Origin of the sequence: Vibrio ouci (genome assembly GCF_004551525.1) — a bacterium.
Taxonomy (GTDB): domain Bacteria; phylum Pseudomonadota; class Gammaproteobacteria; order Enterobacterales; family Vibrionaceae; genus Vibrio; species Vibrio ouci.
Map to the genome: position 1 here is coordinate 1 of NZ_SATR01000039.1, position 14,288 is coordinate 14,288.

General features: G+C 45.2%; 12 protein-coding genes. All 12 read right to left on the minus strand.

The annotated features are described in order from the left end of the window. Positions 1 to 1,783: Ig-like domain-containing protein (locus ELS82_RS19370; protein WP_167489400.1), on the minus strand; the 1,783-nt coding region annotated here is incomplete at its 3' end. A 545-nt stretch (positions 1,784 to 2,328) separates the two neighbouring features. Continuing rightward, the gene (gene mnhG, locus ELS82_RS19375) at positions 2,329 to 2,703 is read right to left on the minus strand and encodes a monovalent cation/H(+) antiporter subunit G (RefSeq protein ID WP_134836942.1); all 375 of its coding nucleotides are present in this window, start codon (positions 2,701 to 2,703) and stop codon (positions 2,329 to 2,331) included. After that, complete coding sequence (locus ELS82_RS19380; RefSeq protein ID WP_244230827.1) at positions 2,696 to 2,974, minus strand: cation:proton antiporter; 279 nt, start codon at positions 2,972 to 2,974, stop codon at positions 2,696 to 2,698. The genes mnhG and ELS82_RS19380 overlap by 8 nt, the downstream gene beginning before the upstream one ends. Before the next feature lie 2 nt (positions 2,975 to 2,976). Then, the gene (locus tag ELS82_RS19385; protein WP_053437984.1) at positions 2,977 to 3,450 is read right to left on the minus strand and encodes a Na+/H+ antiporter subunit E; all 474 of its coding nucleotides are present in this window, start codon (positions 3,448 to 3,450) and stop codon (positions 2,977 to 2,979) included. Further along, positions 3,447 to 4,943, minus strand: a complete 1,497-nt coding sequence (locus tag ELS82_RS19390; protein ID WP_134836943.1) for a Na+/H+ antiporter subunit D — start codon at positions 4,941 to 4,943, stop codon at positions 3,447 to 3,449. Before ELS82_RS19390 ends, ELS82_RS19385 begins: the two co-directional genes overlap by 4 nt. Beyond that, positions 4,940 to 5,293: a Na+/H+ antiporter subunit C gene (locus ELS82_RS19395; RefSeq protein ID WP_053437986.1), complete on the minus strand. Its 354-nt coding sequence runs from the start codon at positions 5,291 to 5,293 to the stop codon at positions 4,940 to 4,942. Before ELS82_RS19395 ends, ELS82_RS19390 begins: the two co-directional genes overlap by 4 nt. Further along, positions 5,294 to 5,728 carry a Na+/H+ antiporter subunit B gene (locus tag ELS82_RS19400; RefSeq protein ID WP_053437987.1) on the minus strand — a complete coding sequence of 145 codons (435 nt, stop codon included), beginning with the start codon at positions 5,726 to 5,728 and terminating at the stop codon, positions 5,294 to 5,296. Then, the gene (locus tag ELS82_RS19405) at positions 5,728 to 8,016 is read right to left on the minus strand and encodes a putative monovalent cation/H+ antiporter subunit A (protein ID WP_134836944.1); all 2,289 of its coding nucleotides are present in this window, start codon (positions 8,014 to 8,016) and stop codon (positions 5,728 to 5,730) included. Before ELS82_RS19405 ends, ELS82_RS19400 begins: the two co-directional genes overlap by 1 nt. Positions 8,017 to 8,452: 436 nt before the next feature. Beyond that, positions 8,453 to 9,607 carry a Na+/H+ antiporter NhaA gene (nhaA, locus tag ELS82_RS19410; RefSeq protein ID WP_134836945.1) on the minus strand — a complete coding sequence of 385 codons (1,155 nt, stop codon included), beginning with the start codon at positions 9,605 to 9,607 and terminating at the stop codon, positions 8,453 to 8,455. A gap of 342 nt (positions 9,608 to 9,949) precedes the next feature. After that, positions 9,950 to 11,071, minus strand: a complete 1,122-nt coding sequence (locus tag ELS82_RS19415) for a lipocalin-like domain-containing protein (protein WP_134836946.1) — start codon at positions 11,069 to 11,071, stop codon at positions 9,950 to 9,952. Continuing rightward, entirely contained in the window at positions 11,072 to 13,525 is a 2,454-nt protein-coding gene (locus ELS82_RS19420; RefSeq protein ID WP_134836947.1) for an ABC transporter permease, read from the minus strand. It abuts the gene before it with no gap. Continuing rightward, positions 13,506 to 14,177 carry an ABC transporter ATP-binding protein gene (locus ELS82_RS19425; RefSeq protein WP_053437992.1) on the minus strand — a complete coding sequence of 224 codons (672 nt, stop codon included), beginning with the start codon at positions 14,175 to 14,177 and terminating at the stop codon, positions 13,506 to 13,508. Before ELS82_RS19425 ends, ELS82_RS19420 begins: the two co-directional genes overlap by 20 nt. Positions 14,178 to 14,288: the final 111 nt, after the last annotated feature.

A 14,288-nucleotide genomic window follows, 5' to 3' on the forward strand; every position in this document is an offset into this window, starting at 1 on the left:
TATCGAGGTTACCACCGTTACTGATCGGGAAGGATTGAGGGCCGTTACTGTCGGTGTAACTCACGGTGAGGTTACCATTGGCTAAGAAGTCCGCCATCTCTGCCGTGAGTGGTTCGTCGACATCGAGCGTAAAGACGTAGTTCAAGGTACCATCAACTTCTTTATCCAATGACACACCAAACTCAGCGGTACTACCTTCCACCACTTGGCCTGCATCGGTTACGGTCAGCGCAGGTAAGTCGTTATTCACTTCATCGCCATCATCAACTATTGAACCAGCCCCCGAACCATCTAGTTCAATAGTGCTTCCTTCGACAGAGAAAGAAGCATCAACCAATAATTCAAAACTTTCAACGCCTTCAAATATATCGTCATTTACTGTAGATACGCTTACCACGAGATCGGTTGCCGTCCCGGGTATCGTCAACTCACTACCAATCAAATCGAGTTCAAACAACTCTCCTTCAAATTGGTAACTCACGCTAAAGGTTGGTGATTGGAAGTCAGCGAGTTCAGCCGTTTGGCCTTCTAAGTTGATCGCTAAATCGTATGTCACGTCTGCATCAACAAGGTTGCTAAGGGAAACATCGAACTCGGCATCTGTGCCTTCTTGTACTTGCTGCGCATCTGATACATTTAGAGTCGGTGTATCATCGTCAGGATCCTCGCCAGGTCCATTACCATCATCTTTGATGATTGCGTCACTCGATCCTCCACCAAGCAATCCAGATAAAGGTTGAACGATCAATTCGAATGATTCATCACCTTCAAACACATCATCTTGAACAGTAGGAACCGTTACAGTTAAAGAGGTCACCCCAGGAGGCACATCGACCGAACCATCTAAATTAACCGTAAGTACTTGATCTAAGTTAGTTACAACTTGAATCTCACCGATATCGTCAGATTCTACTGTCAACAAATTAGTACTCAGGTTCAATGACGTTGTTTGATTTGACGCCTTATCGAAGTCAACAACAAACACGGCGTCAGAACCTTCATTAACTAGGCCTCCTCCAGAGACCGATATCTCTGGAATTGGGTTCACAATGATATTGACGACTAACGTGTCTACGCCACCTAAACCATCAGATACAGTGGCAGTAAAACTATCTGTCCCATCAAAATTTGTATTTGGTGTGTAGTTCCAACTCCCATCTGGATTCAGCGTCACCGTACCATTCGCGGGTGCGCCATCCGGTGTAAGTGCGAATGTTAAAGTGTCTCCATCAGGGTCGATCGCCGCGAGCAAGCCTGCCACGTCTGTATCTTCATCAGTAGAAACGGTGACCGACTCTCCTAATGGAGCGCCATTGTCATCTGAAAAGAAAGGAGCCGATTGTTGTTCTAATTCAATTAAGGTGATGCTTTGTGTCTCAGATAAGCCTAATGATTCAAACCCGTCGGTATCAAAATTTGTCTCAGCTAGGGTTTCGCTACCATCACGCTCAATTGTCCCTGTCCCTGTGAGACTGGAACCACCCTCTCCACCGGCGGCGGTTGCAAAATCATCACCTAACTGTGTTGGGTCCTGCCCACCTTCAAGGGCAGCAAAAATGTCTTCGACTTCTAGAGTTATATCTTGAGCAGCGCCACTCAGGTCAACCAACCCGACTTGTACATCAGACGACCCCGCCCCCGATGTTCCATCTGAATTGAGCACAACTTCACCAGGACTGGGTTGCTCTCCATCGAGTAGGATTCGGACATCACCATTCACGTCAATAACAAGTGTCTGACCGCCCGCGACATTCCCTATCGCCAAATATTTTAGAAGACCCATAGTTCGCTCCAACTTTCAGCTGAAATTTCGGCAAACAGATATGTTGCAAAACTAAGCCATCAAAATCTGATCAGGACTAACTTGTTGGTATGAGTTAAAGCCATCACTCATACATGCTTAAATAATGATACAAGTTTCACATCGGTACATAAATTCGCTGCCATGCATCACAATTTTAGTCGTCAATAAATCGTACATAAGCCCTTAAATTACTTTGCTATAGGATGATGTACAGGGTGCAATTTCAATTACCCAAATAAACTAACAACTTAGTCAATAATGAGAATTCCTTAATCACTCACTCACGAACAACTTAACAATGGTTAAATAGCCATTTCTTAATATTGAGATTGATTACACTAATTGCACAAATAAATGCAGAGCCAAGTGTGATGGGATGCTTATGAGGGCTTAGAATAACGATTGTAGTTAGCTGTCTCAGCTTTGCCTAATCATTAAAAAAGGATTTATAAGACAGAAATCGCTCCGATTTGTTACTGGATGAAATAAAAAACGCTCCCTGGTGGGGAGCGTTTTTTATCTAACTATTTGTTATTTTGGTCACATTTACTCGACAATTGGTGCGTGTCCATATCATATTGCTCTTTGATGGCATCCTTCACTGTTCCTTCCCATACCGGGACACCAACAAAGTAACTGGTTCTCGCAACAACGTGTGCCGCAATGGGTGCTGTAAACATAATGAAGAAAACAACCGCAATAGCGCGGACAACGATTGACGTGTCTTCCCAGAACACAATCGCAAACACAATAACGAGTAAGCCAACGCCAAGAGCACCAGCCTTAGTCGTTGCATGCATGCGCGTGAGCACATCGGGCATACGGTTCAAACCGATACTCGCTAGAAGCATCAGGAATGCTCCCATCAGAGCAAAAAATGCAATTACATACTCAATCATCTTCTCTTACTCCTCTTTGCTCAAGGTAGCGGGAGAAACCTACCGCTGCTAAAAACGATGTAAGAGCTAACGCGATCGCTACATCAATAAACTTAGGTTCATCGTAAGCAACCGCATACAGAACAACTAAGCCTACGGTTAAAGACGCCATGAGCTCAAGTGCGATAACACGGTCCGGTAACGAAGGACCTTTGAGCAAACGAACTGAAGAAAGCAACAATGAAATGCTCAACATCAAAAAACAAATATCATATACAGTGTCTAACATCATTATCACCCTAATAGATCGATAACCATGGCTTCAAGTCGCTTAAGCTCGGCAACATGAAGCTCTTCATCTTCAAAGTACATTATGTGTACGTAAAGAACCTTTTTATCCGTAGACACATCCAGTGCAAGCGAGCCAGGTGTTACGGTAATCAGGTTAGAGAATACCGTAATCGCACCATCTGTCTTGAGGTCCAGTGGAACTGCAATAACAGCTGGCTTCATCAAATGCGTTGGGGTAAGTACGTCATAAGCAACACGAGCATTTGCCTTAATCAAATCCCAAATGAAAAACAGGATGAAATTAACCAGCTTAGGCAACTTACCAAAATACGTTCCAAACAGAGGGCGATCGCGTAACACATAAGCTAGTACGACGTAACTCATTATCATACCGGCGAACAGGTTCGAAATCGTATACGTTCCTGATAGCACCATCCAAGCCAGTGCTAGCATCATGTTCCATCCGAAAGCCTTCATGATTGACCTCCTAACACCGCCTGAATGTACTGTTGTGGATCTAGGATTTGCTCAGCAGTCATTGAAGCAAGATCAATAAACCATTCGGCATTGATACCAATAACGACAGTGATCGTTGCCATTAAAATGATCGGTAGATACAAGCACAAACGTTCTGAGTCTGACATTTCTGGCAATACTTCAGCATCTTCTGGTAGTTTCTTCCAGAACGCCTCAGCCCAAATCTTAATCATCGAGTACATAGTCAGCAGGCCAACAGCAAGCGATGCAATCACACCGATCCACTCTTTTGCTTCAATACCTGCTTTAATCACGACAAACTTAGCAAAGAAGCCCGATAGCGGTGGAATACCGGCAAGTGACATCGCTGGTATCGCGAATAGAATTGCTAGAAACGGAGCCGATTTGTACAAGCCACCTAGCCTATTTAATTGGTAAGAGCCATGTAAACGGTGCATTACCCCGCCAATCAGGAACAGGTTAGTTTTCACGATAATATGGTGGAATAGGTAGAACACGCCGCCCAAAATCGCTAATGGCGTAAACAGAGCTAAACCCAAGATCATGTAACCAATCTGACTTACGATATGGAACGAGAGAATCCTACGCACTTCATATTGAGCAGCGGCGCCCAATACGCCAGTCACCATGGTGAAGATACCCATCCACATTAACAACGTATTGTGGGTAAAGGCTAAATCACCAATGAAGATAACACTAAATACTCGGTATAACGCGTAAACACCAACCTTCGTTAACAGACCAGCGAACACCGCCGAGATAGCTACTGGTGGCGTATGGTATGACGCAGGAAGCCAGAAGAAGAGTGGGAATGCCGCAGCCTTGATACCAAAAGCAACAAGGAACAATAGCGAGATTACCGTTACCACTTCAGGATTATCTGACTGCGCAAGCTTTTGGCCTAGATCGGCCATGTTTAGCGTACCAGCGTAAGCATATAGCAAGCCGATCGCACTCAAGAACAAGGCTGATGAAAGTAAGTTCAGCGTCACGTACTTCAGCGCGCCTTCCATTTGACTTCTTTCGCCGCCAAGAATCAGCAGACCAAATGAAGCCACAAGCATGATCTCAAACCATACGTAAAGGTTGAAGATATCGCCTGTCAGGAAAGAGCCAATAACACCCGCTAACATCAGATGAAGTAACGGATAGAAACCGAACTTCTCATGTTCTTCTGTCATGGTCGCTAGCGCGTATATTGAAATACAAAACGCCACCACTGCAGATACGGTAACCATGACCACTGCTAATAAGTCAGCAACTAATGAGATACCAAACGGCGCTTCCCAGCCACCTAAGGTAATCACTTGAATTCCGTCACTGTATACCTGATTAAACAGAGTTAGTGCAGCGACCAATAATGCAAAGTTTGAAAATACACTGATCCAGCGTTGCAACGTCTGATGCTTCCACAACACCATAGAAATTGCTGCAGCTAGCATTGGGATCAGTACTGGCATTAATAGCATCATAATTGTGAATCTGTACTCTTCATTTCGTTCATATCATCAGCACCAATAACCTTGTATGCGCGTTTAATTAAGACAACGGCGAAAGCTAGGACACCAAAGCTAATAACAATGGCGGTCAGGATTAGTGCTTGTGGAAGTGGGTCAGCGATTGCGCCAACAGGTCCACTCATTCCCTCTTCAATAAGAGGAGGAGCGCCGCGAACCAAACCACCGCCAGTGAAAATAAGTAAGTTGGCGGCATTCGATAGTATGATCAAACCAATTACCAGTTTGACCACACTACGACGTAGCATCATATAGAGAGCCGCTGCGTAAAGAGCGCCGATTACTATGGCAAATAACGTCGTCATTTATTCCTCCAACTGCGCGAGTGAAAACAGTAACGTCGTCACCATGCCTAAAACCACAAGGTAAACTCCGATATCGAAAATAAGAGGAGTACTGATTTTCAACTCCCCTAGCCCCGGCACTTGTACATACCACCAAACCGCACTTAGAAACGGGCTGCCTGATTTTAGGACACCGATAAAGCCACTTAAGGTAGAGATCAATAACCCTCCCCCCATCAAGTAAGAACTATCTAATCCGATTAATCGGCGCGTTTGTTGCGCATCAAACGCAAACAGGTGTAAGGCAAAAGCACTTGATGCCACCAAGCCAGCAATAAAGCCACCGCCCGGTTCGTCATGTCCTCGCAGCAACAAGAAAACAGAGAACAGTAACAGCATCGGCAATAGGAACCGCGCGATGACCTGAAGAATAAGAGAAGTACTTGTATTGTTCATTACTGTTCCTTCTTAGTACGTAGCATTGCGGTAACACCAATCGCCGCCAATGACAGCACGAAGATTTCACCCAAGGTATCTAGTGCGCGGTAATCTACCAAGATCACGTTCACGATGTTGCGCCCTTTAGCGATTGGGTAACTGTTCTCAATCAAGTAGTCACTAATACCACCTGGCATCGCAAAGTTAACCGCAGTGAGCAATAACGTTGCCATCATCACACCGAACATGATTGCCACCGCGCAGTCACGCCAGCGTGTGTCTGAGCTCGATAGCTTTTGGAACTTAGGCAATTTAAATAGCACCAGTACCAACATGATTACTGTCAGTGTTTCAATCAGAACCTGCGTAATCGCCAAGTCAGGTGCACTAAAGAATACGTAGATAAGTGCCATTGAGAAGCCAAGCGCACCAATCGCAGCAACCGAACCTAAACGTAGCGGTGTGGTACATGCGTATGTGATCACCGCAAGGATCAGGATCGATACCCCTAAGTCTTTGATAGTCACATCAGAGAAGTCGACCTCCCAGTGGAAGCCCACTTTAGTGAACATGGCGTAACCTACTAATGCGATCGTGGTGATAAAGATCGTCAGAATGTAGTTGCCCATGTAACCGTTTTGCAATTTAACAGTTGACCACTTAGCGAACTTAACTAGGTTATCCATAAAGATGTCGTAACCGCGCTCTGGACCATAACCGAGCAACGGCTTCGCATGCGATACTTTAGAACCAAGTGAATCCCACTTTTTAAACAACAAGTAGCCAAGTACAAGTGCCGTAACACTGATCATCAATGGTAAGTTGATACCGTGCCAAAGCGACACATCAACGCTCTCGATTGTTCCACCAGAAATCGCGTTAACTGCCGAGGTGACTAAAGGCGTCACTAAGCTTGGGATTAGGCCGAAAATCAAGCCAATCGTTGCCAATATGGTGAAACCAAGGCGCAGACCTAACGGTGCCTCGTGAGCGACTTTTGGTGTCTCTTTCAAATTGCCCCAGAACGGTTTAATAGCGATCAAACACGCACATGCAACAATAAAGATCGAGGTTAGTAGGGCCATAAACGCAATCAATGCAGCCCAAGGACTAGACAGCACACCCGCGAGCATCATTTCTTTACCGATAAAACCAAAGAATGGCGGTACACCGGCAAGAGCCAGCGCTGCCAGCGACATAAACGCAGCCGTGTAAGGCATTGCTTTACGTAAACCACCTAACTCACGAACATCTTTTGTTCCCGTTTCGTGGTCAATCGTACCTGCCGCCATAAATAGCGCGCCTTTGTACAAAGCGTGGCCAAGTAGAAATACAATTGCTGCAACAAGCGCGGCTTCTGTACCAATACCCACCAACATAGTCAGCGTACCTAGCGCCATCACCGTTGAATAAGCAAGGATCTTTTTCAAGTCCGTGCTGGTCACTGCCATTACCGCACCTAATAGCATGGTTACGGCACCAAAACCTGTCAGAACCATCATCCAAGTTTCATTACCTGCCATTGTTGGCTGTAAACGAGCCATCAAATAGACGCCCGCTTTTACCATCGTCGCCGAGTGAAGGTACGAACTTACTGGCGTTGGAGCCGCCATCGCATTTGGTAGCCAGAAATGGAATGGGAACTGCGCTGATTTTGTAAATGCGCCGAGAATAATGGCGAACATCGTCGCGCCAAATAATGGATGCGCCTGTAACGCTGAACCTTGAGCCAGGATCTCGCGAATTTCATACGTTCCTGCAATCATGCCAAGCATAATGATTCCGGCAAGCAATGCTAAGCCGCCACCCACAGTGACGATCAAACCCTGCAATGCAGAGCGACGTGAAGACTCTTTCTCGTGGTAGTAACCAATCAGCATGTAGGAAGTAATGCTGGTAAGTTCCCAGAAAACAAACATTGCCATTAAGTTGCTAGACAGCACAACACCAAGCATTGCTGCCATAAACGCTAACAGATACATCAGCAGTTTACGTTGGTCAGCTTTGCCTGCTAGATAGCTTCCTGCGTAAACAACAACAAAGAAACCAATACCAGAAATAAGCAGTGCAAATAAAAGGCTAAGGCCATCAAGCCAAAAGTTGAGGCTTATGCCAAGGCTAGGAACCCAGTCATAAGTTAATAGTTGTGGGCCCTGCTCTGTCACCGACGGCAAAAAAGTGAGGAAATAGGCAAATAGAGCGGCTGGTAATATCGCGAGCAACTTACTTGTTAGCTCGCCAAAGCGCCTAAATAGCCATGGAACAAACGCCGCCAGGATGAAACCGGACAGAACTGCAAACAGCATCAAGAATAGCCTCCAAAGACTGTATAAAAATTTGTAGCGTACACGCTATATGTATTTGAGTAGAACGTCTCTACTGCTAATACTCGTTCTCAATAATACATCAAGCTGCACATACCAAACATGAAAAGCAGGCCTTAACAATACGAGAGAGGTCACAATAATGTTTGGACCTGAGAAGTCTATTCAAAATCGGTTAACGAGAAAATTCGCTTGTTGTGACGTAACACATCGAAAAAACCGAATAAAACACACCAATTAGTAGGAAATACCACCAATGAAGCAATTGAGCATATTTTAGACAAGCTTTTCATAGCGAGTGGATATATTAGCTTAGAGGGATGAACAAGAAATGCGCCGAAAAAGCAGAAAATGGCGGATGGAATAACAGTTAAATAAGAAAAGCCCACAAAGCAACGCTTTATGGGCAATGTATCCTTTATTGAGCAGCTTGCTCTTTGGGCAATGACATCCGCAAAAGAATGTAGCCAAGTATTGCCGAAATCGTCGAGCCCATCAAAATACCTAAACGGGCGTAGGTATCAAGCGATTCTGCTTCGTACTCAAACGCAAGTGATGAGATGAATATCGACATGGTAAAGCCGATACCACACAACACGGATACTGCGAAAATATGTCTCATTCGGATGCCAACAGGAAGCTCAGTAAGCTTAAGCTTCAAAGACGCCCAACAAAACAGCATGATTCCCACGGGTTTACCTACTAACAGTCCGAGGGCAATACCCATTGGAACCATAGATGTTAGACCTTCAATTGAGACGGCCTCTAAAGATATCCCTGCATTTGCTAACGCAAACAATGGCAATACACCAAATGAAACGTAAGGGTGTAGTAAGTGCTCTAAGTGTTTCAGCGGCGAATGGCCATCCTTTTCACCTTTTAGCGGTATTGCAAAACCAATCACGACACCCGCCAAAGTTGCGTGTACACCCGACTTCAATACTGCAAACCAAAGAATGGCTCCGACAATCAAATACGGAGATAACTTGGTCACTTTCTTAGCATTTAGCCAAAATAGAACAGCGGTTGATATGAAACCGGCCGTCAGAGCTAATGTTGATAGATCGGCTGTATAGAAGAACGCGATAATCACGACCGCACCAAGGTCATCGATGATGGCTAATGCCAGTAAGAATACTTTCAGGCTAGCCGGTACGCGGTTACCCAGTAACGCCATGATCCCTAAAGCAAATGCGATATCTGTTGCCGCAGGGATAGCCCAACCAGCCAACGCACTCTCATTATCGATATTAAACATCACGTAGATCAAAGCTGGAACCAGCATACCGCCGACAGCAGCAATTGCTGGGAACATTGCGGTTTCTTTCGACTTCAACGCCCCTTCTAGCAGCTCTCGTTTTACTTCAAGGCCAATTAGTAAGAAAAAGATAGCCATCAGGCCATCGTTAATCCAATGGGAAAGCGACATTCCAAGCAGATACGAATGCAAAAAACCTTGATAAAATTCGTTAAGTGGAGAGTTGGCAACCAGCATCGCAATCGCTGCTGCCAGAACAAGTAAAATCCCACTTGCTGACTCCATTCGCAAAAAATCGCGAATCAATTTGTCCATGATAATGACCTTTCAATTACTTTTTATACTACTAAAAAACCAAGAATGATTGGGCTATACCTACATCGCTATAAATAAATGCTGAGAAAATCGACATAAGCAAAATTAATGACTAGTCCAATCTAACTAACTGTTTATCAATGAAACAGGAATTTTAATAGTTATATCGCCAACATTTGCTACCGCTCACATTCACCTCGTAAAGCAGAGCTAATTTTCTATGCTGGCTAATTGATTGAGAACGCTATAACCAGTATAGGCTATTCGATAGTAATGCAAGCTTATAATATTTATGAAGAATAAGTTCACTAGGCGCCGGACACGCCTAGTAGACAAAGAAAGTTAGTAGCCAGTCAACTGCATAAAGCCAACAGCTTGGTGAGTGCCTGTTGTTTTAATTGGCCCTTCACCATAAGGGATGATGAACGGCAGCCAAATGTCACTATTTAGTGCCTGTGCTGTCACATCAATACCGTGTTTAGGCACCTTGATGGACCACTGTAAGGGAACGCGTTTGCCATTTTTCAGCAAGGTCTCATTTAGAGGCTCAATTGAAATCTCGCTGTCATCCAAGCGTTCTACTTTGCCATCGTTCGATGACAATGTGCCAAACGAGTAAGAAAGCTGCTTTTCGTGGCGCGAGCGACTAACCGACATGGTCATATCGTTATCTAAATGGACAACGAACCAATCCCAGCCAGTCTGACTTTCAGCAAGCAAGCCACTGCCCCACTCTTTGCTCATCCACCCTTGACCAGAGACAGACACGACTTTATTGTTGGCAAGCTTCAATTCGCCTCTAACTTCAAGGAAAGGAGAAGTAAGATTGTGAGAAGCAATTGGCAACAAATCATGCTTAGGAACATAACCACGATCGCCCGGAATCACAAACGGACCTTTAGTAAGCGTTTTGAGATTTATCGCAAAGTTGTCAGTCTTGACATCAAGCAGACCTGGGAATGGTGTTTTGCCCAAAGAGCGCCAATACCAGTTATCTATCCAGAGTTTGAACGGCTGGACTGTCATACCTGCTTGGCCGATACCACCACGTGCAACACGCTGCTCTCGCCAAACCTGATCTTTACTAGAGATAACTATATGAGAAATAAATAGCTGAGGACTCAACCAACCAGACATACCACTATCGTTGCTAGCAACACGGAAGTAGCTCCACTGGACACCGTATTCGTTGCCTTTTCGATCTTTCACATTGGCGAAGAAATGCCACCAACCATGTTGGAATTTGTTCTGAAAAGCAAAGTCTCTAGGCAGGATGACCGGACTGTCAGGAAGTACAGGCTCAAAGACTTGGTCTCTTGGCGCACGTAGAGCATAAGAAAGTTCATCCTCTTCCCCAGCAATGAATGACTGCGGGGAATTGTTCAGATAAAGAGCAACAAGCGTAATAACCATCATTACGACAACAAGAAAGATCTTGGTTGTTCTCTTGATCTTAACCTTCATTTATAGCGAATCCCTTAATGCCTTCATTGGCGTACTTTTAATAATCCTAATGACAGGTATTGCCCCTGCGATCATCAGTGATAACATCGCTAACGTAGCAGTTTGCATGTATTCACCTGGAATGAACTGTAACTCCAACGTCCAGCCAAATGACTGCTTAATGATGATATCAACAACTAAACGGGCCAGTGCAAGCCCTAGCGGCATCGCAATGAGCAGAGAAATCGCCCCGAATACGAATAACTGTAAACTTCCCATTAAGACAAGCTCTCTACCTGACATCCCCAGACACCGTAGCAACGCAATGTGCTTTTGCCTTGAGACTTCACCGCCGACAGTAGAGAAGAATATCCCGAACACCGCAATCACCAGAGTGATATTGCCAAGCGTATCTGCAATGGAAAATGTTCTATCGAATACCTTCATCGCTTGATTGTGGATATGACTGTTATCAAACACACGTTCAGAATCAATCCTAAATACGGCTTCAAGACGACGTTTTAGTCCGACCGGATTAATGCCATCTTTTAATACTGTGCCTAGGGCAACACTGCCACTTCCGGCAAAGGCATACAACCAATTTCGATGGGAAACTAAGACTTGGTTGTATGGGTTGCCGTAGTCATAGTAAACCCCAACGACTTGCCAGCCCTGCCCTAACTTACCAGATAAGTCGAGATAATCACCCGGTCTGATGCCAAGTTTCAGAGCCATGGACTCACTTACCATCACACCCTTAGAATGGTGCAAATGATACCAATAGTTTGGTACGCCTAATTTTACCGTCAGCGCATCTAGCTCGCCTTCAGAAGGACCAGTACTAACAACTTGTAGAGCGCCTCTCACTGTAGAGATTTCTTTCTCCCAACGCCACCAAACTGAGTCCACTTCAGGTTGTTTAGACAGCCAAGTGCTCATGCGCGCAGCTGAGCTGTTATTCGGGTAGATATATAAGTCAGCAGCCAAACGTTGGCTTAACCACTTATCCGTCGTATCACGGAAGCTGCCCACCATGGTCTCGACACCAATATTGGCTGACATCGCCAACATAAATGCCATGGTTGCGACACCACGATAGCTCATACTTGCCGCTGCATCAGCAAAGAACCAACGGACTTTGACCCAGCGAAGCGTATAAGAGAAGCTTTCAAACACCTTCCACACAATATAAGGCGTAAACAAAGCAACACTCAATAACATCAGAGCAATGATGACAAAGCCTGACTCTTGGGTTTGCGGTGCTTGGTAAATTGCGACGGCTGCAACACACAGAGCGCAGGCAATCAAAGCTTGGATGGTAAACTCAGCACCGGTGAAACGAACAAGAGATAAACGCGTCGTCAAACGAACTGGTTGCGAGCGAAGCAAACGAACCAGTGGCCAAGCACAAGCGACAATCGCGCCGACAGCAGACAGATATAAACTGTATAGGCTACTTTGCCACGTCCACTCTATCGCTAAGCCGACATTGGCGTCATACAGATCACCAAGGCTCGCAGATACCGTCGGGATTAATTGATTGGCCAGTAACATACCAAACGCATTGCCACATACCCAGCTGATAACGACCAGCGCGACTAGCTCAAGCAGTAACGCTTGTGCCAGTTGCCAACCAGACACCCCTGTTTGACGAAGGATTCCGACTAAACGCTGACGTTGAGTCAATGACAGTGACATCGCTTGATAGAAAATAAACAGACCAACCAAGAAAGCGAGCATGCCCATCGCACTCAAGTTCATGTGAAACGCTTGAGTTAATGATTCAAGCTCGGCTCTTGAGCTACGCTTGAGTTCCATCCCGTTTGGCAGCATAGCTTTTAGCTTCGCCAGTTTTTCAGGTGGCATTTCACTACAAGCAATCGTTGAAATGCCCGCACTTCGCTCTAGCATTCGAAGCAATGACATGTCAGCAATAATTCTAGTACCGTTAAGTTGGCCTTTGTCTTCAATAATGACAGGACCTAACTTGCTCCCATCTGCCAATTCAATTGAGTCACCATTAGACCATTTCATATGTTTCGCTAAATCAGCGCTAACTAAAATTGGGTATGGTGGCTGCATCAACGCCAAAGAGGAGATGTTTTTAAGCAATGTTCCCGACTGAAAACGAATAAGTGCGGCAGGGTCAATACCGACAAGCATCAAATCTGCACCGTCAGCGGTATCTACTCGTAAAGTTTCAAATGGCGCACATTGATTGAATCCATCTCTGCGCAATTGAACGTAGAAGCCCTGTGGGATTTTATTCGTGACGTGTTTTGGACGAATTCGGTATGGAAGAGGATTAGAGAATAGCTTTTCACCATGCTCGTAACTTTGACGAGCATGCGTGTTGATGGAAGTAACACCAACAAGAAGAGAAACACCTAAGGTAAGACCAAGCCAGACTAAAATTATTTGAAAAGGGTAACGTCTGTAGTGGCCAAGTAGCGCTTTAACTACGGGCCATAACATGAAGTTGTCCTCCTTGTAGTCTCACCTTCCCTTCCATGTGGTCGGCGACTCGCTCACTGTGCGTCACCAATAATAAGGTGCATTCGAGTTGTTTGGTCAACGTCGTCAAAAGGCGCATCACCGCCTCTGCATTTCTTTCATCGAGACTACCTGTCGGTTCGTCCGCCAAAAGAATTTTCGGCTCCATATATAACGCGCGTGCAATCGCGGCTCGTTGCTGCTGGCCACCAGAAACTTCTTCAGGATAACGCCCTAATAAAGGCATAAGATCGAGTGCAGAAAGGATTTGACGCCATAGTCCCTGATCTTCAGGCAGCCCTTTAAGCTGGCGACAAAAGCGAATATTGTCAGCGACATTTAGAGTCGGTAGAAGGTTAAACTGTTGGAAGATAAGACCGATGTTATTACGACGGTAAGCAGTACGCTTAGTTTCAGCGACATCGTGCATCGAAAAACTTGGGAACAACACTTCACCAGAATCAACGGTATCGAGGCCGGCGATAAGGTTTAATAAGGTACTCTTACCTGAACCACTTTCGCCCATCAGGGCAACTTGCTCACCCTGCTTCAATGTTAGCTCAGCACCTTGTAAAACTGGGTGAAACTCACCGCCATCTACATAGCCCTTACATAGGTCTGTCAGCTGTAACATCGATTCTCTCGTTAACCTTTAAAATAGGAGTGTGAATCTACACTAAATCGCGCTTTCAAGGAAGCAATTTGGATTCTAGATCACAAGATATGCATCAAAACACACTCCATT